The 24,928-nt window shown below is 60.3% G+C and carries 23 protein-coding genes; 8 read left to right on the top strand and 15 right to left on the bottom strand.

From position 1 onward, the window contains the following. Positions 1–33: 33 nt before the first annotated feature. The 3 genes from rho to E3O56_RS04720 all read right to left on the bottom strand — a co-directional run bounded on the left by rho (position 34) and on the right by E3O56_RS04720 (position 2,673). On the bottom strand, positions 34–1,293 hold the full coding sequence (rho, locus tag E3O56_RS04730) for a transcription termination factor Rho (RefSeq protein ID WP_003176825.1): 1,260 nt from the start codon (positions 1,291–1,293) through the stop codon (positions 34–36). A gap of 234 nt (positions 1,294–1,527) precedes the next feature. After that, on the bottom strand, positions 1,528–1,857 hold the full coding sequence (trxA, locus tag E3O56_RS04725) for a thioredoxin TrxA (protein WP_032881181.1): 330 nt from the start codon (positions 1,855–1,857) through the stop codon (positions 1,528–1,530). A 120-nt stretch (positions 1,858–1,977) separates the two neighbouring features. Beyond that, complete coding sequence (locus E3O56_RS04720) at positions 1,978–2,673, bottom strand: FCD domain-containing protein (RefSeq protein WP_032878811.1); 696 nt, start codon at positions 2,671–2,673, stop codon at positions 1,978–1,980. Between the two features lie 255 nt (positions 2,674–2,928). Here E3O56_RS04720 and E3O56_RS04715 point away from each other — a divergent pair, with 255 nt between their 5' ends. The 4 genes from E3O56_RS04715 to E3O56_RS04700 are packed head-to-tail and all read left to right on the top strand — an operon-like array spanning position 2,929 to position 5,768. After that, positions 2,929–3,714 carry a transporter substrate-binding domain-containing protein gene (locus tag E3O56_RS04715; RefSeq protein ID WP_032878810.1) on the top strand — a complete coding sequence of 262 codons (786 nt, stop codon included), beginning with the start codon at positions 2,929–2,931 and terminating at the stop codon, positions 3,712–3,714. Positions 3,715–3,728: 14 nt separating this feature from the next. Next, positions 3,729–4,397, top strand: a complete 669-nt coding sequence (locus E3O56_RS04710) for an amino acid ABC transporter permease (RefSeq protein ID WP_248127924.1) — start codon at positions 3,729–3,731, stop codon at positions 4,395–4,397. Further along, on the top strand, positions 4,394–5,044 hold the full coding sequence (locus E3O56_RS04705) for an amino acid ABC transporter permease (protein WP_248127923.1): 651 nt from the start codon (positions 4,394–4,396) through the stop codon (positions 5,042–5,044). Before E3O56_RS04710 ends, E3O56_RS04705 begins: the two co-directional genes overlap by 4 nt. Then, positions 5,031–5,768: an amino acid ABC transporter ATP-binding protein gene (locus tag E3O56_RS04700; protein WP_032878805.1), complete on the top strand. Its 738-nt coding sequence runs from the start codon at positions 5,031–5,033 to the stop codon at positions 5,766–5,768. The genes E3O56_RS04705 and E3O56_RS04700 overlap by 14 nt, the downstream gene beginning before the upstream one ends. On the opposite strand, the gene E3O56_RS04695 is transcribed toward E3O56_RS04700, so the two are convergent. The 4 genes from E3O56_RS04695 to E3O56_RS04680 all read right to left on the bottom strand — a co-directional run bounded on the left by E3O56_RS04695 (position 5,740) and on the right by E3O56_RS04680 (position 10,248). After that, positions 5,740–6,318 (bottom strand): hypothetical protein, encoded by a 579-nt coding sequence (locus tag E3O56_RS04695; RefSeq protein ID WP_148853814.1) that lies wholly within the window; start codon positions 6,316–6,318, stop codon positions 5,740–5,742. The two genes, E3O56_RS04700 and E3O56_RS04695, sit on opposite strands and share 29 nt — an antisense overlap. Next, on the bottom strand, positions 6,284–8,689 hold the full coding sequence (locus E3O56_RS04690; protein ID WP_248127922.1) for a fimbria/pilus outer membrane usher protein: 2,406 nt from the start codon (positions 8,687–8,689) through the stop codon (positions 6,284–6,286). Before E3O56_RS04690 ends, E3O56_RS04695 begins: the two co-directional genes overlap by 35 nt. Positions 8,690–8,792: 103 nt before the next feature. After that, a complete protein-coding gene (locus E3O56_RS04685) occupies positions 8,793–9,479 on the bottom strand; it encodes a fimbria/pilus chaperone family protein (protein WP_348984270.1) in 687 nt (228 codons plus the stop codon). A gap of 121 nt (positions 9,480–9,600) precedes the next feature. Then, entirely contained in the window at positions 9,601–10,248 is a 648-nt protein-coding gene (locus E3O56_RS04680) for a DUF1120 domain-containing protein (RefSeq protein ID WP_078822608.1), read from the bottom strand. A 479-nt stretch (positions 10,249–10,727) separates the two neighbouring features. Here E3O56_RS04680 and ppx point away from each other — a divergent pair, with 479 nt between their 5' ends. Further along, positions 10,728–12,230 carry an exopolyphosphatase gene (gene ppx, locus E3O56_RS04675; protein ID WP_005792416.1) on the top strand — a complete coding sequence of 501 codons (1,503 nt, stop codon included), beginning with the start codon at positions 10,728–10,730 and terminating at the stop codon, positions 12,228–12,230. A gap of 73 nt (positions 12,231–12,303) precedes the next feature. Here ppx and ppk1 read toward each other — a convergent pair whose 3' ends face one another. After that, positions 12,304–14,526, bottom strand: coding sequence for a polyphosphate kinase 1 (gene ppk1, locus E3O56_RS04670; protein WP_005792418.1), 2,223 nt, complete (start codon positions 14,524–14,526; stop codon positions 12,304–12,306). 18 nt (positions 14,527–14,544) lie between these two features. After that, complete coding sequence (gene hemB / locus E3O56_RS04665) at positions 14,545–15,558, bottom strand: porphobilinogen synthase (RefSeq protein WP_005792419.1); 1,014 nt, start codon at positions 15,556–15,558, stop codon at positions 14,545–14,547. A 208-nt stretch (positions 15,559–15,766) separates the two neighbouring features. On the opposite strand from hemB, the gene E3O56_RS04660 reads away from it, so the two are divergent. Beyond that, positions 15,767–16,402: a DedA family protein gene (locus E3O56_RS04660; RefSeq protein WP_032881179.1), complete on the top strand. Its 636-nt coding sequence runs from the start codon at positions 15,767–15,769 to the stop codon at positions 16,400–16,402. Here the strand turns inward: E3O56_RS04660 and E3O56_RS04655 are convergent. Further along, positions 16,383–17,618 (bottom strand): sterol desaturase family protein, encoded by a 1,236-nt coding sequence (locus E3O56_RS04655; RefSeq protein ID WP_103734176.1) that lies wholly within the window; start codon positions 17,616–17,618, stop codon positions 16,383–16,385. The two genes, E3O56_RS04660 and E3O56_RS04655, sit on opposite strands and share 20 nt — an antisense overlap. A gap of 115 nt (positions 17,619–17,733) precedes the next feature. Here E3O56_RS04655 and elbB point away from each other — a divergent pair, with 115 nt between their 5' ends. Beyond that, on the top strand, positions 17,734–18,399 hold the full coding sequence (gene elbB, locus E3O56_RS04650) for an isoprenoid biosynthesis glyoxalase ElbB (RefSeq protein WP_005792422.1): 666 nt from the start codon (positions 17,734–17,736) through the stop codon (positions 18,397–18,399). Between the two features lie 4 nt (positions 18,400–18,403). Here the strand turns inward: elbB and E3O56_RS04645 are convergent, their stop codons facing one another. From E3O56_RS04645 to E3O56_RS04625, 5 genes are all read right to left on the bottom strand, one after another. Continuing rightward, entirely contained in the window at positions 18,404–18,859 is a 456-nt protein-coding gene (locus tag E3O56_RS04645; RefSeq protein WP_078822610.1) for a YaiI/YqxD family protein, read from the bottom strand. 1 nt (position 18,860) lies between these two features. Then, on the bottom strand, positions 18,861–20,756 hold the full coding sequence (locus tag E3O56_RS04640) for an FTR1 family protein (protein WP_103734175.1): 1,896 nt from the start codon (positions 20,754–20,756) through the stop codon (positions 18,861–18,863). Positions 20,757–20,896: 140 nt separating this feature from the next. Beyond that, positions 20,897–21,529 (bottom strand): LysE family transporter, encoded by a 633-nt coding sequence (locus E3O56_RS04635; RefSeq protein WP_005792425.1) that lies wholly within the window; start codon positions 21,527–21,529, stop codon positions 20,897–20,899. Between the two features lie 89 nt (positions 21,530–21,618). After that, positions 21,619–22,191, bottom strand: a complete 573-nt coding sequence (locus E3O56_RS04630; RefSeq protein ID WP_005792426.1) for a mechanosensitive ion channel family protein — start codon at positions 22,189–22,191, stop codon at positions 21,619–21,621. Beyond that, positions 22,191–24,101 carry an ATP-binding cassette domain-containing protein gene (locus E3O56_RS04625; protein ID WP_078822612.1) on the bottom strand — a complete coding sequence of 637 codons (1,911 nt, stop codon included), beginning with the start codon at positions 24,099–24,101 and terminating at the stop codon, positions 22,191–22,193. Before E3O56_RS04625 ends, E3O56_RS04630 begins: the two co-directional genes overlap by 1 nt. A 50-nt stretch (positions 24,102–24,151) precedes the next feature. On the opposite strand from E3O56_RS04625, the gene E3O56_RS04620 reads away from it, so the two are divergent. After that, positions 24,152–24,616: a TIGR02444 family protein gene (locus E3O56_RS04620; protein ID WP_032878795.1), complete on the top strand. Its 465-nt coding sequence runs from the start codon at positions 24,152–24,154 to the stop codon at positions 24,614–24,616. Positions 24,617–24,928: the final 312 nt, after the last annotated feature.

Below are 24,928 nucleotides of genomic sequence, written 5' to 3'. Positions count from 1 at the left end.
AGGGCGCCATTTTTTTGGACCTGAAACGCTGTATTACTTGCGTTTCATCGACAGGAAGAACTCGTCGTTGGTCTTGGTGGTTTTCAGCTTGTCGATCAGAAACTCGATGGCAGCCACTTCGTCCATCGGATGCAGCAGCTTGCGCAGGATCCACATACGCTGCAGCTCGTCGTCAGCGGTCAGCAACTCTTCGCGGCGAGTGCCGGAGCGGTTGATGTTGATCGCCGGGAACACACGCTTTTCAGCAATGCGACGGTCCAGGGGCAGCTCCATGTTGCCGGTACCCTTGAACTCTTCGTAGATCACTTCGTCCATCTTCGAGCCGGTTTCAACCAGCGCGGTGGCGATAATGGTCAGCGAGCCGCCTTCTTCGATGTTGCGCGCGGCGCCGAAGAAACGTTTCGGTTTCTCCAGGGCGTGGGCATCGACACCACCGGTCAATACCTTGCCGGAGCTCGGGATCACAGTGTTGTAGGCACGGGCCAGACGGGTGATGGAGTCGAGCAGGATCACCACGTCCTTCTTGTGTTCGACCAGGCGCTTGGCCTTTTCGATCACCATTTCGGCTACCTGCACGTGGCGGGTTGGCGGCTCATCGAACGTCGAGGCAACCACTTCGCCGCGCACGGTGCGCTGCATCTCGGTCACTTCTTCCGGACGCTCATCGATCAACAGTACGATCAGGTGAACTTCAGGATTGTTACGGGCGATGTTCGCTGCAATGTTCTGCAGCATGATCGTTTTACCGGCTTTCGGCGGTGCGACGATCAGGCCACGCTGGCCTTTGCCGATCGGGGCGCACAGGTCGATCACACGACCGGTCAAGTCTTCGGTGGAACCGTTACCGGCTTCCATCTTCATGCGCACGGTCGGGAACAGCGGGGTCAGGTTCTCGAAGAGAATCTTGTTTTTCGCGTTCTCGGGGCGATCGAAGTTGATCGTGTCGACCTTGAGCAGGGCGAAATACCGCTCGCCCTCCTTCGGAGGACGGATCTTGCCAACGATGGTGTCACCGGTGCGCAAGTTGAAGCGACGGATCTGGCTCGGCGAGACATAGATATCGTCTGGGCCGGCGAGATAGGAAGCGTCTGCGGAGCGGAGGAAGCCGAAGCCGTCCTGGAGAATCTCCAGCACGCCATCACCGGAGATTTCCTCGCCGCTTTTCGCGTGCTTCTTGAGCAGGGAGAAAATCACGTCCTGCTTGCGCGAACGGGCCATATTTTCTATGCCCATTTCTTCGGCCAGTTGGAGCAGGTCGGTAATCGGCTTTTGCTTGAGTTCAGTCAGATTCATATAGGAATGACGTAATCATTTATGGAGGGGGGAAATTAAGCTTTTGGCTTAATGAGGCCGCGCCGCAGAGAAGGCGACAGGATCGCGTACTAATCGAAAAGGAATGCGTCGGCGACGGCTTGCAGGGGGCAGTGGAGAAACCAGTGCGGGGCCGAATGTACCACCTGAGTTTCGGAGCGTCTAGCCCTGCTTTACGAAAAAGCCCCGAGATTTTCGGGGCTTTTTTGACGACGCTTAGATGTTCGCGTCGAGGAATGCAGCCAGTTGCGACTTGGACAGCGCGCCAACCTTGGTGGCCTCGACGTTGCCGTTCTTGAACAGCATCAGGGTCGGAATACCACGCACGCCGTGCTTGGCCGGGGTTTCCTGGTTTTCGTCGATGTTCAGTTTGGCAATGGTCAGTTTGCCTTCGTAGGTGGTTGCAATGTCGTCCAGAACCGGAGCGATCATTTTGCAAGGGCCGCACCATTCAGCCCAGTAGTCAACCAGCACCGGGCCAGCAGCCTTGAGTACTTCGGCCTCAAAGGTCGCGTCGGTGACGTGCTTGATAAGATCGTTGCTCATGGATGTCTCCGGATTGTAAGCAAAAAAAACGTTGCCCATCATAGCTGCCCTTCCCTCGTTCAGGAAGCCGCCTCTGATTGAGTCTTGCTATGGCGTTGCATGAGTGGGGATATAGCCAACTCATGGCGTCACGGCAGTCACAAACACGATGCCTGTTCGCAACGCCGCATTGCGAACGTGTTCCTGCATGGTTTTCTGCGCTGCCGCACTGCTGCGCCGGGCCAAGGCGCGCAGGATTTTGCGATGCTCCTGCCAGGTCTCCATGGCTCGCTCCGGCCGGATGAACGGTAGTTTCTGGCTCTCCAGAAACACCTCGGCGCTGGCACTGAGAATACTCACCATGGCCTGGTTGCCGCTGGCCAACAGGATGCGCTGGTGAAATTCAAAGTCCAGCCGGGCGGCGGCTTCGAAGTCACCCGCTTTGAGGACCTTGCGCATCGCCTCGACATTGTCTTCCAGGCTGTCGAGCTCGTTCGTGGTCAATGTGACTGCCGCCAAACCCGCAGCGAACCCTTCAAGCGCGTAACGCAGCTGGAAGATGTCCAGCGGTGTGGCCTGCGCCGCAAACGGCCAGGCGAGCTCGGATGGCGGGTCCGGCGCCAGCACGAACACGCCCTTGCCCGGCTGTACACTGACCACACCCAATGCGCTCAAGGACGATAAGGCCTCGCGCAACGACGCCCGGCTCACGCCCAACCGCATCGCCAAATCGCGTTGCGAAGGCAATGCCTCGCCCGGCCCAAAGCCTTGCTCCTTGATCAGTTTGCGGATGGCTTGCAAGGCCGCTTCCGGTACGGCTTGGGCAATGGAATTCATAAAAAACTCAAGGTTCCCGTCAGCTGAAGAGCTAGTTGTAAAGCTATTGAAGTCTGTCGGCAAGCCACGCCCCAAAGGGGCCCGTGCGTTTTTTACGGCGCTCGAAAAGGGTGCGAAAAATCTCGCAACTGTTCAGACCAGTAAGACCATGACACTTCAACGAATCCGTGCCTTACAGACCATTCCGAGAGAGCTGGCATGGGCTGTGCACTGAGCAAACTCAGAAAATTCCTTCGCCTTTTTCGGAGAGTTGCCATGACCAAGCGCTACAGCGCCCTGCTCACTGCCCTGTTTGCCAGCCTGATGCTGAGCCAGGCACCCGCCCAGGCTAATGGTCTGGACGATATCGTCGCCCGTGGCACCCTCAAGGTCGCCGTGCCCCAGGACTTCCCGCCGTTTGGTTCGGTCGGCCCCAACATGCAGCCACGTGGCCTGGACATCGACACCGCCAAGCTGCTGGCCGACCAGCTCAAGGTCAAGCTGGAACTGACCCCGGTCAACAGCACCAACCGCATTCCGTTCCTTACCACCGGCAAGGTGGACCTTGTGATCTCCAGCCTGGGCAAAAACCCCGAACGCGAAAAGGTCATTGATTTCTCCAAGGCTTACGCGCCGTTCTACCTCGCGGTGTTCGGTCCACCCGAGGCGGCAATCAGCACCACCGACGACCTCAAGGGCAAGACTATCAGCGTGACCCGCGGCGCCATCGAGGATATCGAGCTGACCGCCGTGGCGCCCAAGGAAGCCACGATCAAGCGCTTTGAGGACAACAACTCAACCATCGCCGCTTACCTGGCCGGCCAGGTCGACCTGATCGCCAGCGGCAACGTGGTCATGGTCGCAATCAGCGAACGCAACCCCAAACGCGTCCCCGCGCTGAAGGTGAAGCTCAAGGATTCGCCGGTGTACGTAGGCGTGAACAAGAACGAGCCGGCGCTGCTGGAGAAGGTCAACCAGATCCTGGTTGCGGCCAAGGCGGACGGCAGCCTGGAAAAAAACGCACTGCAGTGGCTCAAAGAACCGCTGCCTGCTGACCTCTGAGGCGGAGTTGAACGATGGCCTATCAATTCGACTTTGTGCCGGTGCTGGCCAATACCGACCTGCTGCTGCGCGGCGCGTTGTTTACCCTTGAACTGACGGCCATCGGCGCCATCCTTGGGGTTGCACTGGGCACCGTCGGTGCCGTGGTGCGGGCCTGGAAGATCCAGCCGTTTGCATGGATTTTTGGTGTGTATGTCGAATTGATCCGCAACACGCCGTTTCTGGTGCAGTTGTTCTTTATTTTCTTCGGCCTGCCGTCCCTGGGGTTGAAAATCACCGAGTGGCAAGCCGCTGTGCTGGCAATGGTGATCAACCTGGGGGCGTACTCCACCGAGATCATCCGCGCCGGGATCCAGGCCATCCCGCGCGGTCAGTTGGAAGCCGCCGCCGCGCTGGCGATGACGCGCTTCGAAGCGTTCCGTCACGTGGTACTGCTACCGGCGCTGGGCAAGGTGTGGCCGGCCCTGAGCAGCCAGATCATCATTGTGATGCTCGGTTCGGCGGTGTGTTCGCAGATCGCCACCGAAGAATTGAGCTTTGCCGCCAACCTTATCCAGTCGCGTAATTTTCGCGCCTTTGAAACCTATGCCCTGACCACCCTGGTGTACCTGTGCATGGCGCTGATGATTCGCCAACTGCTCAACTGGATCGGCCGGCGGTTTGTGATGAGGAACAGTCGATGAGTGAGTTCACCCTCTGGGACATCGTGCGCAACCTGCTCACTGGCCTGCAGTGGACCCTGCTGCTGTCACTGGTAGCATTTGTGGGCGGTGGCCTGATCGGCCTGCTGGTGATGACGATGCGCATCAGCCGCAAAGCTTTCCCACGCAATATTGCCCGCACCTATATCGAACTGTTCCAGGGCACGCCCTTGCTGATGCAGTTGTTCCTGGTGTTTTTCGGCGTTGCCCTGCTTGGCGTGGACATATCGCCCTGGCTGGCAGCTACAATCGCATTGACCCTGTTCACCAGCGCTTACCTGGCCGAAATCTGGCGCGGTTGCGTGGACTCCATCGCCCATGGCCAATGGGAAGCCTCGGCCAGTCTGGCCCTGAACCCTTTTGAGCAACTGCGTTTTGTGATCCTGCCCCAAGCGCTGCGCATTGCCGTTGCGCCAACGGTGGGTTTCTCGGTGCAGGTGGTCAAAGGCACCGCCGTGACCTCGATCATCGGCTTCACCGAACTGACCAAGACCGGCGGCATGCTCGCCAACGCCACCTTCGAGCCGTTTATGGTCTACGGCTTGGTGGCCCTCGGTTATTTCCTGCTCTGCTACCCCTTGTCCCTCAGTGCGCGCTACCTGGAAAGGAGACTGCATGCCTCTGCTTAGAATTTCTGCCCTGCATAAGTATTACGGCGATCATCACGTCCTCAAGGGCATCGACCTGACGGTGGAAGAAGGCCAAGTTGTGGCGATCATCGGCCGTAGCGGCTCGGGCAAGTCCACCTTGCTGCGTACCCTCAATGGCCTGGAGTCGATCAATGACGGTGTGATCGAAGTCGATGGCGAATACCTTGATGCCGCCCGCGCCGACCTGCGCAGCCTAAGGCAGAAAGTCGGCATGGTGTTCCAGCAGTTCAACCTGTTCCCGCACCTGAGCGTCGGCGAAAACGTGATGCTGGCACCGCAAGTGGTGCAAAAAGTGCCCAAGGCCAAAGCGGTACAGTTGGCCAGGCAAATGCTCGAACGCGTTGGGCTGGGCGAGAAGTTCGACGCCTTCCCCGATCGGCTGTCCGGTGGTCAGCAGCAACGGGTCGCCATTGCCCGCGCGCTGGCCATGTCACCCAAGGTGCTGTTGTGCGATGAGATTACCTCGGCCCTGGACCCGGAGTTGGTCAATGAGGTGCTCAGCGTGGTGCGTCAACTGGCCCAGGACGGCATGACGCTGATCATGGTCACCCATGAAATGCGCTTTGCCCGGGAAGTTGGCGACAAAGTGGTGTTCATGCACCAAGGCAAAGTGCATGAAACCGGCGACCCGAAGGTGTTGTTTGCCAACCCTGGTACCGTAGAGCTCGCCAACTTCATTGGCTCGGTTGAACAGCCGGGCTGACCAGTTCAAAAATGCCCCGTGCCTCCAGGTGCGTCTCCCTGCGCACCGACAAGGCATCGAAGGGCAATTGGGTATCGATATCGACCTGGGCGGTGAGTCGCCGCCCTACCACCGGCATCCCTGCTGCTCGAGCCACCAAAACCTGGCCGGGCAACAACTGGCCTCCGTCCGCCTCACCTGGCACGTGGGCGGCCGACCACCCGACGGTACGCCCATCTACCTGGGCATGCTTGATACTCAGCCGCAAATGCCCCTCGCGACCGAACCGAAATCCCTGCCCATCGGCTGCCGCGCCAACAAAACGCAACGCCATGGCCGCAGGCTCGGCGCAGAGTACATTGACACTCAACGAGCGGGTTGCCAGTACCACGGAAGTGGTTTCAACCAGGCCATCCCTGCGTATCTGGCCATAGTCGATACGCGGCTGGCCCAGCGACAGGTGGCAGTTTTCAGCCATCGCATCAAGCGGCGCCAGCAGTGTGCAAAACAGCGCCAAGGGCGGGCTCAGGGCCTTTTTAATCACCTCGGCATACCGCCGATGCGGCTTCATAAAATTTGTCATTGTCAGGCTTGGCCTCAGGGTCAATGTGCAGTAGGCAAGTGGAAGAGTCCGGCAATGAAACCCGCAAGCTTTGCGACTCCGTAACGTCGTTGAGGAAAATCATGCCCTCGCCTACTACGCTGGTGAGAAAGCGGTTGCCCTTGCCCAATACCGAGGCGCCCTGAGGTAACGGTCGGCCGTGCTGATCGCTCGCAGTCACCAGCATTCGGCGTACTTTCACTACGTCAAAATCCACGGTATTGAACGAACCTCGGCCCGCCGTAAGCACTTGGGTGCCGTTTTTCAGGTCCACTCGTTTGGGCAAGGATTGAGTCTGCACTTCGACTCGGCTGTTGGTGTAGGCCGGCAAGCCCGCGATCACCGCTTGGCCGTTGAAGTCGGTCCAGACAGGGCCTTGCGGCGTCTGGATTTTTGCGGAGCCGATATCGCCGACCGAGACGATGCCGAACGTGTCTTGCACGCTGTAAGGCGACAAGGTCACCCCGCCTTCATGCGCCACTGCACCGCCCCGCAACTGCCCGGTATAGCTGGTGCCCAGGGAATCGCGGCTGACGCCCAGGCCCACTTGGGTATAGCGCGGCAACAGGTCCACCCGCCCGCGCACTGACTGCTCCCGGGCCCGCATGTCACGCTCGATGCCGACTTCGTAATTCACATACTCGTTGACCCTTTCGCTGAGCGCGGTACCCGCAGTGAAGTGGTCCCCACGGCGGCTCGTGAAGCTGCTCACACGCCGATCCCCGCCCAGCGGCACGCTGACCTGCAACCGCAAGGACAAGTCGTGATCCAAGGCACTGTCACGCCGGCTGCCATCCAGTGGGGCGTCTCGGCGGGCCCGCGTACCGCCCACTTGCGAGTCCGCGATAAATGCGACATCGACGCGACCGAACGACTTATTCCAGGAGGCGAATACGTGCTCGCTCGTCTGCCCGCCAAATTGAGCACTGCGAGTGTAGTTCAGCGAAAATATGCCCAGTGTGGGGTCGGCCCAGCTCATGCCCGCGGTGTATTGGTTCTTGAAGTGCGAGTTCAGCTCATCGCCCCTGAGCGACCGACCTGCCTCAGTGACCTCGCGATAACCGCGCGTCTGGGTGGTTGCACTTAAGTTGACATCTAGATCGGCAACCAGTGGGCTACTCACGGAGACGCTGCTGCGTGACCCGGACGCCGCGTTGTGGCTGTCTCGGGACAGGTTATGTCGTGCGCTCACAGAGACCCGCTGGAAAAATACACTGCTCAGAGTGCCACCTGCGGCCCAATAGTCATCGGTACTCAACAAGCCAAAACCCGCAGACGCATCGCGCCCCAGCCCCCAGGTGCCACTGCCCATGGCGACCACCGGTGATGGCCCCTCTTCACCTGCAGTTTTGCGCAGCTGGCCAATCGAAAAGTAATAGCCCGGCGCCGATGGGGCAGCACCCGCGAACGAAGCCGCCGGCACGACAAAACTGCGCCTGGCGCCACGCACGTCAATCACACTGACATCAAGGTCACTGGTGCCATTGAGCAGCGGTACCCCAGTCAACCGAAACGGCCCTTCGGGCACCAATGTACTGTGGATCAACACACCGGACTGGCGCACTTCAACTCGCGACTGGCTTTGGGCCAGGCCTTCGACCACCGCATTATTGCCGCCCGCCGGGGCCCTGGACTGCCCATCAGGGGAGAACTGCAAGCCGGACAGCTGGATCCCGCCAAACAGCGGGTTATTACTGGAGAGCTGGCCCACCTGGAAGGTCGACTGCAACGCGGCGATATCCCGCTGGGCATAGGCATGCAGGTGCTCGGTACGGGTATGGCCGTTGTCGGACACATAGAACTGGCGACTGCGAACAATCCAGTCGTCCAGGTTGAAGCCCGCTTCGGTATAGGCCGACACGAACCGGGTCGGGCCGCTACGCGAGTGGCTGTCATAACCCAGTACGTCATAGTTGAACAACGCGGCCGCGCCGCCCCGGGAAGAACGCCCGCTCTCCCATTCGGGTTCACGCAAAGCCTGGGTCGGCACCACCAGCGCCACTTCGTCAGTACCGGGGCGCAAGCGCACCATGGTCGCCGGGAACGCACCGAGGAAGTCATGACACGCCTGATCGGGCGTGGCGCCTTCTCGAATGATCTCCCGAGGCTTTACCAACCCCGCCTTCTCCAGCAACCCGGGAGTGAAACACAGCCCTCCCTGCGAATCGAACCGAGCATCGACCAGCCCAAGGGGGTTGCCATTGACGCGCAATCCCACCACTTGAATACCTTCACGAAAGCGCGCCGCACTGCGAAAGTAATCGGAGACCTGGGGGTCTATGCCGTGGGTCGTCAGCGCAGCCAGGTCAAATCCCTCACCAAGCTCCAGCGCAGCCGTCATGCCAGGCAAACCCCATAGCGCCGTGAGCCCAATGAACAATCTGGATTTGCAGGGCCGGAACGGGCCAGCAATACCGCGCGACGAAGAAACGATCATGAACCGATCAACGCGCATCTGTGTTGACCGGTGCACGGTAGCTATCTACCGAAAATCCATAGACCGTGGCGGGTTGAATCTCAACCTGCGCCACATCGCTCAAAGCACCGTCAACCTTCACCACCAATGCCTCACCCGGCAAGACATAGGTGCGCGGCAGCGTGGCTTGAACACCTTGTGGAAGCAGCTGCACATCCGGCGCCAGGCGCACGACGTAAGCGCTGTCGTTGTGGACGGTGAGTCGCTCTGCGACCCGTTCCCACCTCAGCAGCTCCCACGGCGTTTGGTGGCGTGGCAAGTCTTTGGGATGCAGGATCAACGGCAGATTCTGCCGAAGCGTGATACCGATGGTCGCACCGTCCGCGGCACGCGCCTGGGGAATGCCCTCAAAAGATACGCGCTTGAGCCGTTGGGTCTTGAGCGGCTGCTTCAACGTGCTGATGAAACGCACCAGTTGCGTATCCCCCGCTTCCACACGGGTAATGGGAGGCGTGACAATCAGTAGCGGCTCCAGATCTTCAGGCACGTTTTCAATAACAGAATGAAGCAACGCCGGCCCTGCATCGGTGTTCTTGATATTGATCGAGGCTTCGCCAACTTCTTCGTAAAGCACGACCACAGTTGTTTCCGGCAACATCCCGTCCGCCGTAGCAACCACACTGAAAAACACACTCCATAGCCACGTAAGACTTATTAAAAAAACACGCACTCAATATTCCCCACAACTTATGAAGTTGACGTTTGGCCATCCAACGCCCAAAGAAAAACAGCCAACAAGAAAGGGTTGGCTTTCTTGATCGGCTGCTTTCGGTTGTTTAGATGTAACTCAATACAAGCGTGGCGCGCCCATCTATGGAGATGTCGCGGCTCAGGTCCAAGTCCTGGGCCTTGTTGATCACTGCTTTCACCGCCACCGTGGCGGTCAGCTGGCTAATAGCGGCAGGGGTGACGGTCACGCTATTACGCCAGGAGTACTGGCTGGGCGATTGGGCAACCCTGCCGTCGCTGTTCTGCCAGGCACCGAGCCCGGTGCGCATGATCGGAAACAACGTTGTTCCGGTAGAGCGGAGGTCCCTGAGGGTGACCGAATAGCCACCAGTGCGCCGGGACGCTGCCATCCCCAGACCGAAATTCTGCGCTTCGGAAAAGCCCGCCCCCAAGATGCCTGCCACCTTGCTCCCCGCTTGCAGATCGGTAAAGGTGAGCCCGAACCTGGCAGGCGTAGTGCCGCAATTGATAACCAGAGACGTGGTCCTCTCTTCACGGGGGTTGAATGCCGTGCGAGACAATTCGCCGGAGCGAATAGTGCCGTAGTCGATGATGCCACTGCCCGCCAGGCTGAGGTTGCACGCTGCTGGCGTGATCGTCCCCCTGACGACTAACTGGGCGCTCGTGTTTGCCTGAACCTGCAGGGTCGCAGCCAGACATGCGATGCCGAAAGTCAATCCAATAATTTTTTTCATGTTCGTCCTGTCACTTGAAGTTAGCAGGCGCTCTTTATTTTGGTTTTGGCGACTCCGTCGCCCAACAGCTTATTGTCCCTGATACAAAAACTATAAATAAATAACACCCCGGCAGAATTGCCGAGTGACAGTCTGGCGCGTAGATGCCCGGATAAAAAATCAGACAGCACGGTATTTATTGTAGGCTCCAGCCAGCATAAAAATTACTTTAACCTATCGACCTTGTAGTCTTGAGCAAGATATAGAACAACATCTAGTCCCACTCACTGTAGGAGAAATTATCTAAATACTTACAACTGCATCCGGTTAAAACGTCTTACATCGTCGGAAAGTTTGTTTGCTGGAAACTTGCGAACCAGCCCTGAACTTTCCAAAATTTTCCTACAGACCACATCGGGAAAATTACCGAAGCACAACGCGTTGGCTCCAGCGGTCGATCGTGGCACGATGGCAAGGTTATCGACCGAGATCCCCAAACCATGCCGCAATCCCAAGCCAAGAATCTGTCCTTGATCGCCGCCATCGACCTGGGCTCCAACAGCTTTCACATGGTCGTGGCCAAGGCCCAGAACGGTGAGATCCGCATCCTTGAGCGGCTCGGCGAAAAAGTGCAACTGGCCGCCGGGATCGACGACGAGCGCAAGCTCAATGAAGAATCCATGCAGCGCGGGCTCGACTGCCTCAAGCGATTTGCGCAATTGATCAATGGCATGCCGCCTGGCGCCGTACGCATCGTCGGCACCAACGCGTTGCGCGAAGCCCGAAACCGCAATGAGTTTATCCATCGTGCCGAGGAAATCCTCGGGCACCCGGTGGAAGTTATCTCTGGCCGTGAAGAGGCGCGCCTGATCTACCTTGGTGTGTCCCACACACTGGCCGACACGCCCGGCAAACGCCTGGTGGCGGACATTGGTGGCGGCAGTACCGAGTTCATCATCGGCCAGCGTTTCGAGCCACTGCTGCGTGAAAGTCTGCAGATGGGATGCGTGAGTTTCACTCAACGTTACTTCAAGGACGGCAAGATCACGCCGGCGCGCTATGCCCAGGCTTACACGGCGGCGCGGCTGGAGATCATGAGCATTGAACATGCCCTGCACCGCCTGACCTGGGATGAAGCCATCGGCTCGTCCGGCACCATCCGCGCCATCGGCCTGGCCTTGAAGGCTGGCGGCCATGGCACTGGCGAGGTGAATGCCGAAGGTCTGGCGTGGCTCAAGCGCAAGCTGTTCAAGCTGGGGGATGCGGAGAAAATCGACTTCGACGGCATCAAACCTGATCGCCGCGCCATTTTCCCTGCGGGCCTGGCGATTCTCGAAGCCATCTTCGACGCCCTCGAACTGCAACGCATGGACCACTGTGACGGCGCCCTGCGCGAAGGCGTGCTCTATGACCTGCTGGGCCGTCATCACCACGAAGACGTGCGCGAGCGCACCCTCAGCTCGCTGATGGAGCGCTACCACGTCGATCTGGAACAAGCCGCCCGTGTGGAGCGCAAAGCCTTGCACGCTTTCGACCAGGTGGCCGCCGATTGGGACCTGGAAGACGGCGTCTGGCGCGAGCTGCTGGGCTGGGCCGCCAAGGTGCATGAAGTGGGCCTGGACATCGCCCACTACCATTACCACAAGCACGGCGCCTACCTGATCGAGCACTCGGACCTGGCTGGGTTCTCCCGCGAAGACCAACAGATGCTCGCGCTGCTGGTGCGCGGCCATCGCCGCAATATTCCCAAGGACAAATTTGCCGAATTCGGCAAAGACGGCATCAAGCTGATTCGCCTGTGCGCGCTGTTGCGCTTTGCAATCCTGTTCCACCACATTCGTGGCACCCAGGAAATGCCCCAGGTAAAACTGCGCGCTGCTGATGACAGCCTGGAAGTGATCTTCCCCAAGGGCTGGCTGGATGAAAACCAGCTGACCCAGGCGGACTTCGCCCAGGAAGCGGAATGGCTGACGCGGGTGGGGTTCAGCCTGAACCTGCGCTAAAGCACACTGCAAAACAAATGTGGGAGGGAGCAAGCCCCCTCCCACATTTTTTAGACCTTGCTGGTGCTGGGTTTTAGTTCACCGCAAGAATCGGGCTACCCAACTTCTCCAGCAACGTCGCCTGCGCGCTGCGCGGGTTCTGGTTGCCGGTCGGGGTGTTGCGTACATAACGCCCGTCCGACTGCAGGCTCCAGCTGTGGGTGTTGTCGGTAAGGTAGCTTTCCAGCTCCTTCTTGACCCGCATGATCAGCTTCTTGCCTTCCACCGGGAAGCAGGTCTCCACACGCTTATCGAGGTTGCGTTCCATCCAGTCGGCGCTGGAGAGGAACATCTGCTCTTCACCACCGTTGAGGAAGTAGAACACACGGGTGTGCTCCAGGAAGCGGCCGATGATCGAGCGCACGTGGATGTTATGCGACACGCCGACAATACCCGGGCGCAGGCAGCACATGCCACGCACCACCAAATCAATGCGCACGCCCGACTGGCTGGCCTTGTACAGCGCGCGGATGATCTTCGGATCGGTCAGCGAGTTGAACTTGGCGATGATGTGCGCCGGCTTGCCATCGAGGGCAAACTGGGTCTCGCGGGCAATCATGTCGAGCATGCCCTTCTTGAGGGTGAACGGCGCGTGCAGCAGCTTTTTCATGCGCAAGGTCTTGCCCATGCCGATGAGCTGGCTGAACAACTTGCCGACGTCTTCGCACAGTGCGTCGTCGGATGTCAGCAGGCTGTAGTCGGTGTAGAGCTTGGCGTTGCCGGCGTGGTAGTTGCCGGTGCCCAAGTGGGCGTAGCGCACGATCTCACCGGCTTCACGGCGCAGGATCAGCATCATCTTGGCGTGGGTCTTGAAGCCGACCACGCCGTAGATCACCACCGCACCGGCCGCTTGCAGACGGCTGGCCAGTTGCAGGTTGGACTCTTCGTCGAAACGCGCACGCAGCTCGATCACCGCGGTGACTTCCTTGCCGTTACGCGCCGCATCTACCAGCGCATCGACGATTTCCGAGTTGGCGCCACTGCGGTAGAGGGTCTGGCGCACGGCCAGAACATGCGGGTCCTTGGCGGCCTGGCGCAGCAGGTCGACCACTGGGGTGAACGACTCGAAGGGGTGCAGCAATAGAATGTCCTGCTTGCTCACAACGCTGAAGATGTTCTCGCTGTTTTGCAGCAGTTTCGGGATCTGTGGCGTGAACGGCTTGTATTGCAGCTCAGGATGGCTGTCCAGGCCGGTAATGCTGAACAGGCGCGTCAGGTTCACCGGGCCGTTGACCTGGTACAACTCGGATTCGGCGAGGTTGAACTGCTTGAGCAGGTAGTCCGACAGGTGTTTGGGGCAGGTGTCCGCCACTTCCAGACGCACCGCATCGCCATAACGCCGCGAGAACAACTCGCCACGCAGGGCGCGAGCCAAGTCTTCGACGTCTTCGGAATCCAGTGCCAGGTCGGCGTTACGGGTCAGGCGGAACTGGTAGCAGCCCTTGACCTTCATGCCCTGGAACAGGTCATCGGCGTGAGCATGGATCATCGACGACAGGAATACATAGTTGTCGCCAGCGCCCCCTACCTCTTCCGGTACCTTGATGATGCGTGGCAACAGACGCGGGGCCGGGATAATCGCCAGACCCGAATCGCGACCGAAGGCATCGATACCTTCAAGCTCGACGATGAAGTTGAGGCTCTTGTTCACCAGCAGTGGGAACGGGTGCGTAGGGTCCAGGCCGATGGGGGTAATGATCGGCGAAATCTCGTCCCGGAAGTAACGGCGCACCCAGGTCTTGATCTTGGCGGTCCAGTGACGACGACGAATGAAGCGGACCTGATGCTTTTCCAGTTCCGGCAGCAGGATGTCGTTGAGGATTGCGTACTGGCGGTCCACATGACCATGTACCAGCTCACTGATGCGCGCCAACGCCTGGTGCGGTTGCAGGCCGTCGGCCCCGGCTTGTTCACGGGCGAAGGTGATCTGCTTCTTGAGGCCGGCAACGCGAATCTCGAAGAACTCATCCAGGTTGCTGGAGAAGATCAGCAGGAATTTCAGCCGCTCCAGCAACGGGTAGGACTCATCCAGCGCCTGCTCCAGCACGCGGATGTTGAATTGCAGTTGTGACAACTCGCGGTGGATGTACAGGCTGCTGTCATCCAGGTTGGTGACCACGGCCACCGGTGCCGGCGCAGGTGCTTCGGCAACCACCGCTGGCGGGGCAGGCTCCAGCTCCGGCGGGGTCTGGGAAACTTGTTCAACCACCGGGTGAGCGTCTTTTACGGCAACTTCGGAGAGTCCTTCGGTATTCATCGAGTGTTCCTGTGAGGGCTATTGTTGCTCTCTAAGCAATTGGGCAGCGCGGGCGGCGAAGTAGGTCAGAATGCCATCAGCGCCGGCACGTTTAAAGGCAGTCAGGGATTCGAGGATCACCCCTTCACTCAACCAACCATTCTGGATCGCCGCCATGTGCATGGCGTATTCACCGCTGACCTGATAGACAAAGGTCGGCACTTTGAATTCCTCTTTGACCCGATAAAGGATGTCCAGGTACGGCATCCCGGGCTTGACCATCACCATATCGGCGCCTTCGGCCAGGTCGGCCGCCACTTCGTGCAGCGCTTCCTGGCTATTGGCCGGGTCCATCTGGTACGAAGCCTTGTTGGCCTTGCCCAGGTTCAGCGCCGACCCCACCGCATCGCGAAAGGGGCCGTAATAGGCGCTGGCGTATTTGGCCGAGTAGGCCATGATTCGTACATTGACGTGACCGGCCAGCTCAAGGGCTTCGCGAATCGCCTGGATACGCCCGTCCATCATGTCCGACGGCGCAACCACCTGGGCGCCCGCCGCTGCGTGCGACAAAGCCTGCTTGACCAGTGCATCGACGGTGATGTCGTTCTGAACATAACCCTCTTCGTCAAGAATGCCATCCTGGCCGTGCGTGGTGAACGGGTCCAACGCCACGTCAGTGATCACCCCAAGCTCCGGGAAGCGCTCGCGCAGGGCACGGGTGGCGCGCTGCGCGATCCCTTGCGGGTTCCAGGCTTCGGCGGCGTCCAGAGACTTGAGCTGCGGTGGGGTCACCGGAAACAGCGCCAGTGCCGGGATCCCCAGCTCGACCCAACCGGCCGCCTCGATCAGCAACTGATCAATGGTCAAACGCTCCACCCCCGGCATCGAGGCGACTGCTTCCCGACGATTTTCACCGTCGAGCACAAAGACCGGCAGGATGAGATCGTTCGTCGTCAGTACATTTTCACGTACCAGGCGGCGAGAAAAATCATCACGACGATTGCGACGCAGACGAGTGGCGGGGAACAGGCGATTGGCAGGGGTAAAGCTCACGACAGACTCCTGAGCCCGCGTTTACGGGCGAGCGTTGCAGTTATAAGCGGCCATTATGACGAAGGAATGACAGTTGTGCTTATCGATGCGACCTGTAGTCGCATTCGTCATTTATGTAGGAATTGTTCACTTCGTGACACATCTCGATACTTTCATGAATCTTCGTGAAGGCGTAGGCTGCGCGTTCATTTCGCCAGCACCCCAGACCATGCTTCAACAATTTCTGCATGACTTCGGCTACTTTGCCCTCTTTCTCGGCACATTTTTCGAAGGCGAGACCATCCTCGTACTCGCAGGCTTCCTGGCGTTTCGTGGCTACATGGATATCAACCTGGTGGTGGTCGTTGCCTTTTTTGGCAGCTATGCCGGCGACCAGCTTTGGTACTACATGGGGCGCAAGCACGGCCGCAAGCTGCTGGCACGCAAGCCGCGCTGGCAGTTGATGGGCGACAAGGCACTGGAGCATATCCGCAAGCACCCGGATATCTGGGTACTGAGCTTTCGCTTTGTCTACGGGTTGCGCACGGTGATGCCCGTGGCGATCGGCCTGTCCGGTTACCCGCCGATGCGCTACCTGATCCTCAACGGTATTGGTGCGGCGATCTGGGCCGCTGCACTGGGGGCTGCGGCCTATCATTTCGGTGCGGTGCTGGAAGGTATGCTCGGCAGCGTCAAGAAGTACGAGCTATGGGTACTGGGCGCCTTGCTGGTGCTGGGTTTTGGCCTGTGGCTGCGACGTCGCTTCAAGAATGCTCGCATCGCCCGCCAAGCGTGTGCCGAGGCCAAGGCGCGACAGGCTGTCGAGCAAGCCTCGGTCGAAACGCCTAAGACGCCAACCGAGTAAAACGGCCTCTGCAACAGTAGAGACCAATCACGCTGAGCAGGCTGTAGCTCGCCAGGCCCAGCCAGGCGAGAGGGCTGGCAGGCCACAAACCGACCAGCGGCGCCAGCCATACCAACGGCAGGTTCAGCGCCAGGCGCGCCAGCTCGGCCTTCAACGCCCATGGGCGATTCTCCAGTGCCACCCCCAACGTAAACAGGCCCAGGGCCATCGCGCCCCAGCCGAGCACCAACGCCGCCGTAGGCAGGCCCTCACCGAAATTCATCAGATAACTGCCAAAGCCCACATAAGCAGCAAATTGCAAGGCGATGTAGACCTGCTGCCGCGCATCCAAAGGCACTTCGAACTTGCGAAACTGGCTCAGGTCCGGCTTGGCTATCGGGTATTTGGCTTTGACGTCCGCCGGGCGCCAGCCGGTGCGCATGAACCAGATGCGCAACTTGTCCCACCAGCTCTCGGTGCGCCGGGCGTCACTCCATAACTGCGCATAAAACTGCAGGTTGGCCCACAGCGGGTTCCAACTGGCCAGGGGTGTGGTTACCCCAAAGATCACCGGCTCGTTGTCGTCTTCCTCTTGAAAAGTACCGAACAGCCGGTCCCAAATAATGAACACCCCGCCGTAATTACGATCCATGTAGAGAGCATTCTGTGCGTGGTGGGCCCGATGATTGGACGGCGTCACGAAGAACCACTCAAACCAGCCCAGCTTGGGAACGTGGCGGGTGTGGACCCAGAATTGATACAACAGGTTGAGCGAAGCCACGCTGATAAACACCACCAGCGGCACGCCGACCACAGCCAGAGGCAGGTAGAAGATCCAGCTCAGCAGAAAACCGGTGCTGGTCTGGCGCAAGGCGGTGGTGAGGTTGTAGTCCTCGCTCTGGTGATGCACCGAATGCGCGGCCCACAGGATATTGCGCTCATGGCCCATGCGATGCAGCCAGTAATAACAGAAGTCATAGAACACAAAGGCGAACACCCAGGTCCAGGCATTCTGGGCCGACAACTCGATGAGCGCCAGGTGCTTGAGGGCGAACGCGTAGGTCAACAGGCCCACGCCCTTGGTCAGCAAACCGGTCGTGGTGGACAGCACACCGGTGCTGAGGCTGTTGATGGCGTCCGCTACTCGGTAGTTGCGTGCACCGCGCCAACGGTCGGCCAGCAGCTCCACAACGATCAGGGCGATAAAAAACGGTACTGCGTAAGGCACAAAGTCCATGGGCTAGTCCGGTCTATTTTTGTTACATCAAGATTAGGTGCAGCGACGTGAGATCCCATTGGCAACAGGTTACAAATTAGTAGACATTTAACGCCATGAATCAGGAGAAATGCCCATGAGCAAAAAGATTGCAGTGATCCTTTCCGGCTGTGGCGTATACGACGGCGCAGAGATTCACGAGAGCGTGATCACGTTGCTGCGCCTGGACCAGCGCGGCGCTCAAGTGGAATGCTTTGCACCCGATATTGCGCAATTGCACGTGATCAACCATCTCACCGGCGAAGAAATGCCCGAGTCGCGCAATGTGCTGGTGGAGTCTGCGCGTATCGCCCGGGGCGCAGTGAAGGATATTGGCCAAGCCAATGCCGCCGACTTCGACGCCCTGATCGTGCCGGGCGGGTTTGGCGCAGCGAAGAACCTGTCGAACTTCGCCGTGGAGGGCGCCGGCTGCAGCGTCAACCCGCAGGTGCTGGAACTGGCTGAAGCGTTTGCCGAAGCAGGCAAGCCGGTGGGGTTGATCTGCATCTCTCCGGCCCTGGCCGCGAAGATCTACGGCCCTGGCGTGACCTGCACCATCGGTAACGATGCCGACACAGCGGCTGCCCTGGACAAGATGGGCGCCACGCACCACGAATGCACGGTGGAAGATATCGTCGAGGACAAGGCGCGCAAGCTGGTCAGTACGCCGGCGTATATGCTCGGCAAGAACATCAGTGAAGTGGCGTCAGGGATCAACAAGTTGGTGGATCGGGTGCTGGAGTTGACCCACGAGAACGACTGACAGGTCAGGCTGGGCGCATAAGACGTGTAAGGATTCGGTCCAGGGCATTGGCAAACGCCTGCTTATCCTTCTCGCCATGGGGCGGTGGTCCGCCGCCCATCTGACCTTGCTCACGCAGGTCGGTGAACAGGTTGCGCACCGCCAGGCGCTCACTCATGTTCGCAGGGCTGAACTCCTTGCCTCGCGGATCGAGGGCCGTGACGCCCTTCTTCACCAGCCGATCGGCCAAGGGCACGTCACTGCAAATCACCAGTTCGCCGGGTACGGCGTGCTCAACCAGGTAATCATCGGCCGCGTCGGGGCCACTGGGCACCACGATCAGCTTCACACAGGAAAAGCTCGGCTTGATCTGGCTCTGCCCGGCCACCAGCACCACCTCGAACTGGCGCTTGAGGGCAAACTTCACTACCTGGTCCTTGGCCGCCCGAGGGCAGGCGTCGGCGTCGATCCATACCCGCATGCTACACCGCCGCCCGGCGCTTCTCGGTCAGCCGGCTGCGGCCATACAGCACCACAATCGCCAGGATCGCCACAGCCTGCGCGCCCAACGAATACGCATCTGCATGAATGCCCAGCCAGTCGAAGTCAAAAAACGGCACCGGCCGCGTGCCGAAGATGCCCGCCTCCTGCAAGGCCTTGACACCGTGCCCGGCGAACACCACCGACAGTGCGCACAGCAACGCAGCGTTGATGCCGAAGAACAGCGCCAACGGCAACTTCGCCGAGCCACGCAGGATCACCCAGGCCAGGCCCACCAGCAGCACCAGCGCAGTGGCACCACCGGCCAGCACCGCGTTGTGCCCGGCAGGGCCGGCCTGCAGCCACAGGGTTTCGTAGAACAGGATCACTTCGAACAGCTCGCGATAAACCGAGAAGAACGCCAGCACGGCAAAACCGAAACGGCCGCCGCCGCCCACCAGGCTGCTCTTGATGTAATCCTGCCAGGCCGCCGCGTGACGCCGGTCGTGCATCCACACGCCGAGCCATAGCACCATCACGCTGGCGAACAGCGCCGTGCAGCCTTCGAGCAGTTCTCGCTGGGCCCCGCTGACGTCAATCACATACGCCGCCAAGGCCCACGTAGCCAAGCCTGCCAACAGCGCCAGGCCCCAACCGACGTTGACGCTGCGAACCGCCGACTGCTGGCCGGTGTTACGCAGGAAGGCGAGGATCGCCGCTAGCACCAGAATCGCTTCCAGGCCTTCGCGCAACAGGATCAGCAGGCCAGAGATATAGCTCAATGACCAGCTCAGGCCATCGCCGCCCAGCAAGCCGGCGGATTCAGTGAGTTTGCCTTTGGCAACGTCCAGACGCTGCTGCACCTGCTCCATAGGCAAACCATCCTGCAACGATTGCCGATACGCCATCAGGGCCTTCTCGGTGTCTTTGCGCACATTGGCGTCGACGTTATCCAGGGAGCTTTCCACCAGCTCGAAGCCTTCCAGGTAGGCAGCGACGGACAAATCATAGGCCTGCTCGTGGTCGCCGTTGCGGAAGGCCGCAAGGCTCTTGTCCAGCGTGGCGGCCGTGTAGTCGAGCAACTGCGCGGGACCACGTTGAACCTGTGGCGGCTGAGCACGCTGGGCGCGGAACGTCGCCGCAGCGCCAGGGCCGTCAGCGGCGAGCACTTCATTGGGGGTCTGGCGCGCCAGGTCGGCGAGGTTGAACGCCTGCTCGCTTTTGGCGGCAGCCGGGTCGGCGGTGAAACCGGCGATATAGGTCGCCAGGTCCCAGCGCTGGCGATCGTCCAGTTGGTCAGCGAACGACGGCATATCAGTGCCTTCGACACCCAGACCGAGGGTGTTGTAGATCGCATACAGGCTCAAGCGATCCAGGCGCGTGGCGTCACGCAGGTTAGCGGGGGGCGGCGTCATGCCCATGCCAGCCGGACCATCACCGGCGCCGACAGTGCCGTGGCACACCGAACAATGCTGGGCATAAAGCGGCGCGCCGCGTGTCGGGTCCGGCGTGATGGCCGGTGCTTGGCTGACTTCATACGCCACGGCCAGCTTGGCGCCCAACTGACGAGCCTGGCGGGCCACGCTCGCGCCGTCCTGATGGGCGGTGACCGCCGCCAGCAATTCATTAACGCCGCTTATCAACTCAGCGCGCTCGGGTTTGTCGGGCAGATCAGCCACCAAACCCTGCAGCACTCCGAGAAACTCCACCTGCTCGCGGTATTCCGAGTCGTCTACCACCTTGCCTGCCTCTACCGTAGGCGGGTAGTCGGCGCCGATGTAATCCAGCAAATGCAGGGCCTGTGGCGCGCCTTCGGCGGTCGCGGCCAAGAGATTGAAGCTGCACGACATCAGCGCCGGCAACAGCAGCCACGCAAGAAAGCGGAAAGGGGCAGTCATGAATGAATCTCAAGTGGAAATACGAAGTAACACTATTGTTGAGCTTTAATGAATTCGACTCAAGGTGTTATTTCATATCACCCCTAAATCCAATGTGGGAGGGAGCTTGCCCCTTCCACATTTCGATTCGGTTTAGGCAATTACGCAGTAGCGCGATGCAGGCTGGCGAGGAAGCCGGCAGCGCCAACAAACAAGCCGGCGAATGTGCGGTTTACGCGCTTCTGTTGTTTAGGCGTACGCAACAGACGCAAGACTTTCGACGCTAACCCCGTGTAACCCGCCATCACGATCATATCGACGCTGATCATGGTTGCACCGAGGATCAGGTACTGAATCAACAGCGGCGCCTGCGGGTTCACGAATTGCGGCAACACCGCCAGCATGAACACCAGGGCCTTAGGGTTGCTGGCGTTGACCAAAAAGCCGCGGAACATCATCGCCATCGGCTTCCCGATCGGGCGCACGGCGGCGTCATCGGTCATGTCCATGGGCAGGGCGCGCCATTGCTTGATGGCCAGGTACACCAGGTAGGCCACGCCAAACCATTTGATCGCATAGAACGCGGTAGACGACGCCGCCAGAATGGCCCCCAGGCCACCCGCGACCACGGCAATCTGCATCGCCAGGCCCAGTTGCAGGCCAATGGCGTTCCAGTAGCCACGGACAAAACCGTATTGCAGGCCGCTGGACATCGAGGCGATGGCACCGGCGCCAGGAGAAAGGGAGATGATCCAACTGGCCAGGAAAAAGGCCAGCCATGTGTCGAGAGCCATTGCGCACCTCAGAAGGGAGTCAGCGATTGTGCCTTTAAGCTAACTCTACCGACCGAAGGCTGGCTATAGATTTTTACAAGATGTAAACGCTAGCGGTCGCCCGGAAATACATGGGTGCCAGGCCAACGGCGCACCGAGCGCTGAAAGAACAAGCTGTTAGGCACTTGCACCATCGCGCTGCTGGTCCCGGCTTCTTCTACTTCGATCAATGTGGTGTAAAGCAGGTTGATCGCCACGACCCTGCCCTTCACGCCGGGTTTGTCGACGGTGTCCACCAACTCGACAATATCCCCAAGGCGGAACGGCCCGACGGTGAAGATCAGAATTGCGCACAACAGGTTGGACAGCACCGACCACATGGCGAAGAACGCCACTGCCGCTACCGCGACAAACCCTGACAGCGCCGTCCACAACACCGTGGCAGACACCCCCAGGCGCCCCAGCACAAAGATCAGCGCACTGCCCATGATCAGCCAGCGCAAGCCGCCGCGCAGGGGCATCAGCAGTTGCGGCGGGAACGGGTAACGCTCACCCAGGCGCGTCAGGCCCTTGGCGACGAAGCGCTGGGCCAGGTAGCCGGCCAGCAGGATCAGCAGGATTTGCACGCCGATCCATACGGGCTCGACCCATTGCGCCGGTACCGGCAGTTGCAACGCTTCCATCAGGACAGCGCCTCCAGCTCCGCTTGCAAGGTTTCGAGCAGTTCGAGGGCCTCCATCCAGGTTTCCTCCAATTGCCCTTCGCGCACCTTGAGCTTGGCCTGTTCGGCCAGCAGGTCACGCAGCTCATCCTTGCGCGCCGCCTCGTACACGGAGCTATCACCCAGGCTGGTTTCGATCTTGGCCAGGCGCTCGTGCACCTTGCCCAGCTCGGCTTCCAGCTTGTCGGCCTCACGCTTGTGCGGCGCCAGCTGCTGGCGCAGCGCGGCGGCGGCCTGGCGCTGGGCTTTCTTGTCGGTCTTGTCCGGGTTGACCGGGGTGTTGCTGGCCGGCGCATTGCGCAGGCGGTAATCGGTCAGCCAGCGTGCGTAGTCGTCCAGGTCGCCGTCGAATTCTTCGACCTTGCCGTCGGCCACCAGCAGGAAGTTATCGGTGGTGCTCTTGAGCAGGTGGCGATCGTGAGACACCACCAGTACCGCACCGCTGAACTCCTGCAGGGCCATGGTCAGTGCCAGGCGCATCTCCAGGTCCAGGTGGTTGGTCGGTTCGTCGAGCAGCAGCAGGTTTGGACGGTCCCAGGCGATCAGGGCCAGGGCCAGTCGGGCTTTTTCGCCCCCGGAGAAATTCAGCACTGGCTCGTCGATACGCGCCCCCCGGAAGTCGAAACCGCCGAGGAAGTCGCGCAGGGTTTGCTCGCGCTCGGTGGGCGCCAGGCGTTGCAGGTGCAACAGCGGGCTGGCCTTGGCGTCGAGCGAATCCAGTTGGTGCTGGGCGAAGTAGCCCACCACCGTGTTCTCGCCACGGGTCAGGCGGCCAGCCAGTGGCTCAAGCTCACCCGACAGGTTCTTGATCAGCGTCGACTTGCCCGCGCCGTTGGGGCCGAGCAAACCAATGCGTGCGCCCGGCGTGAGCTGCAGCTTGACCTTCTCCAGGATGGTCTTGTCGCCGTAGCCCAAGCGAGCGTCCGACAGATCGAGCAGGGGGCTTGAGATCTTCACCGACTCACGGAACACGAAATCGAACGGCGAATCGACGTGGGCCGCCGACAGTTCTTCCATGCGCTCCAGCGCCTTGATGCGGCTCTGGGCCTGACGGGCCTTGGTGGCCTGGGCCTTGAAGCGGGCGATGTAGCTTTCCATGTGCGCACGTTGCGCCTGTTGCTTTTCAAAGGCCTGTTGCTGCTGGGCCAGGCGCTCGGCACGGGCACGTTCGAACGCGGTATAGCCGCCACGGTAGAGGGTGATTTTCTTCTGTTCGACGTGGGCGATGTTGTCGACCACGGCGTCGAGGAAATCCCGATCGTGGGAAATCAGCAGCAAGGTGCCCTGGTAGCTCTTGAGGAAATCTTCCAGCCACAGGATCGCATCGAGGTCCAGGTGGTTGGTCGGTTCGTCGAGCAGTAACAGGTCGGAGGGGCACATCAGTGCCTGGGCCAGATTCAGGCGCATGCGCCAGCCGCCGGAGAAGTCGGCGACCGGGCGGTCCATCTGTTCGTTGGTAAAGCCAAGGCCAGCGAGCATTTTGCGGGCACGGGCGTCGGCGGTGTAGCCGTCGGCACTGTCCAGCTCGGCGTGCAGACGGGCCTGGGCGGCACCGTCCTGGGCTTTTTCGGCTTCGGCGAGGTCGTGTTGCACCTGGCGCAGGCGCAGGTCGCCATCGAGCACGTAGTCGATCGCGATGCGGTCCAGGGTGTCGATCTCCTGGCGCATATGGGCGATGCGCCAGTCGGCCGGCAGCAGGCAGTCCCCGGAATCCGGGGTCAGCTCACCGAGCAGCAAGGCGAACAACGTGGATTTGCCGGCGCCATTGGCACCGATCAGGCCGGCTTTGTGACCGGCGTGCAGGGTCAGCTCGGCGTCTTCGAGAAGACGTTGCGGGCCACGCTGTAATGTTAGGCTTTGAAGTCGGATCATAATGGCGGCGGAGTCTACCAGCTTCGTTGGCCGCTGGCTTGGGTGTGAATATGTGCGCTGACCTGTGGAGCTTTGCCCTTTCTACCTACGCTCGCCCGGGTGTAGAGGCCGCTTGCCTGCGTTTGCAGGAACAAGGCGCGGATGTATGCCTGCTGCTGTGTGGTGCCTGGCTGGAGCGGCGCGGTGTGGCACATACACCTGAGCGGGTGCAGGCGCTGCAACAGCTTGCCCGTCCGTGGCGGGTGCAGGTTGTCGAACCGTTGCGATACCTGCGCGTGCAATGGCGAGCCCTGGCGCAGCAGGATACGCAGCTGGCATCGTTGCGCGAGCGGGTCAAAGCCCTGGAGCTGGAGGCTGAACGAACACTGCTGGCGCGCCTGGAAACCTTGGCGCAGGCATGGCCGATCAATGAGGTGGTGGGTCAGTACGAATGGCTTGAAGGCCTGGCGACCGAAGCCGCCAACCTTGACCACGACGCGCTGCAGGCGCTGCGCGTCGCGGCCACCGACGCTTAGGAAGCGCTGGCTGGGGTGGTGCTTGGCGCTACCGGTGCAGGCGTGGTGCTGGCCGATGCGGTTGGAGCGGTGGATGCTGCCGGTGCCGCTGGAGTGGCTGGCTTGGCGACTGCTGGTTTGGCAGCAGCAGGTTTAGCGGCTGGCTTGGCTGCTGGTTTCGCGGCAGCAGGTTTGGCGGCTGGCTTGGCTGCTGGTTTGACGGCAGCAGGTTTGGCGGCTGGCTTGGCTGCTGGTTTCGCGGCTGCAGGTTTAGCGGCTGGCTTGGCTGCTGGTTTCGCGGCTGCAGGTTTAGCGGCTGGCTTGGCTGCTGGT

The organism is Pseudomonas sp. W2Aug9 (assembly GCF_023127755.1).
Taxonomy (GTDB): Bacteria; Pseudomonadota; Gammaproteobacteria; order Pseudomonadales; family Pseudomonadaceae; genus Aquipseudomonas; species Aquipseudomonas synxantha_A.
The sequence above is the reverse complement of the archived record's forward strand: the minus strand, read 5'-3'. Positions and strand labels throughout refer to the sequence as shown.

Excerpts from the sequence above, each read along its gene's own strand:
- E3O56_RS04715 (WP_032878810.1), top strand. The coding sequence starts at position 2,929 with ATGACCAAGCGCTACAGCGCCCTGCTCACTGCCCTGTTTGCCAGCCTG.
- rho (WP_003176825.1), bottom strand. The coding sequence starts at position 1,293 with ATGAATCTGACTGAACTCAAGCAAAAGCCGATTACCGACCTGCTCCAA.
- E3O56_RS04705 (WP_248127923.1), top strand. The coding sequence starts at position 4,394 with ATGAGTGAGTTCACCCTCTGGGACATCGTGCGCAACCTGCTCACTGGC.
- E3O56_RS04720 (WP_032878811.1), bottom strand. The coding sequence starts at position 2,673 with ATGAATTCCATTGCCCAAGCCGTACCGGAAGCGGCCTTGCAAGCCATC.
- E3O56_RS04625 (WP_078822612.1), bottom strand. The coding sequence starts at position 24,101 with ATGATCCGACTTCAAAGCCTAACATTACAGCGTGGCCCGCAACGTCTT.
- E3O56_RS04630 (WP_005792426.1), bottom strand. The coding sequence starts at position 22,191 with ATGGAAGCGTTGCAACTGCCGGTACCGGCGCAATGGGTCGAGCCCGTA.
- E3O56_RS04645 (WP_078822610.1), bottom strand. The coding sequence starts at position 18,859 with ATGCGGGTATGGATCGACGCCGACGCCTGCCCTCGGGCGGCCAAGGAC.
- E3O56_RS04710 (WP_248127924.1), top strand. The coding sequence starts at position 3,729 with ATGGCCTATCAATTCGACTTTGTGCCGGTGCTGGCCAATACCGACCTG.
- E3O56_RS04660 (WP_032881179.1), top strand. The coding sequence starts at position 15,767 with ATGCTTCAACAATTTCTGCATGACTTCGGCTACTTTGCCCTCTTTCTC.
- elbB (WP_005792422.1), top strand. The coding sequence starts at position 17,734 with ATGAGCAAAAAGATTGCAGTGATCCTTTCCGGCTGTGGCGTATACGAC.
- E3O56_RS04700 (WP_032878805.1), top strand. The coding sequence starts at position 5,031 with ATGCCTCTGCTTAGAATTTCTGCCCTGCATAAGTATTACGGCGATCAT.
- E3O56_RS04655 (WP_103734176.1), bottom strand. The coding sequence starts at position 17,618 with ATGGACTTTGTGCCTTACGCAGTACCGTTTTTTATCGCCCTGATCGTT.
- E3O56_RS04695 (WP_148853814.1), bottom strand. The coding sequence starts at position 6,318 with ATGAAGCCGCATCGGCGGTATGCCGAGGTGATTAAAAAGGCCCTGAGC.
- E3O56_RS04690 (WP_248127922.1), bottom strand. The coding sequence starts at position 8,689 with ATGACGGCTGCGCTGGAGCTTGGTGAGGGATTTGACCTGGCTGCGCTG.
- E3O56_RS04635 (WP_005792425.1), bottom strand. The coding sequence starts at position 21,529 with ATGGCTCTCGACACATGGCTGGCCTTTTTCCTGGCCAGTTGGATCATC.
- E3O56_RS04620 (WP_032878795.1), top strand. The coding sequence starts at position 24,152 with ATGTGCGCTGACCTGTGGAGCTTTGCCCTTTCTACCTACGCTCGCCCG.
- trxA (WP_032881181.1), bottom strand. The coding sequence starts at position 1,857 with ATGAGCAACGATCTTATCAAGCACGTCACCGACGCGACCTTTGAGGCC.
- ppk1 (WP_005792418.1), bottom strand. The coding sequence starts at position 14,526 with ATGAATACCGAAGGACTCTCCGAAGTTGCCGTAAAAGACGCTCACCCG.
- E3O56_RS04640 (WP_103734175.1), bottom strand. The coding sequence starts at position 20,756 with ATGACTGCCCCTTTCCGCTTTCTTGCGTGGCTGCTGTTGCCGGCGCTG.
- E3O56_RS04680 (WP_078822608.1), bottom strand. The coding sequence starts at position 10,248 with ATGAAAAAAATTATTGGATTGACTTTCGGCATCGCATGTCTGGCTGCG.
- ppx (WP_005792416.1), top strand. The coding sequence starts at position 10,728 with ATGCCGCAATCCCAAGCCAAGAATCTGTCCTTGATCGCCGCCATCGAC.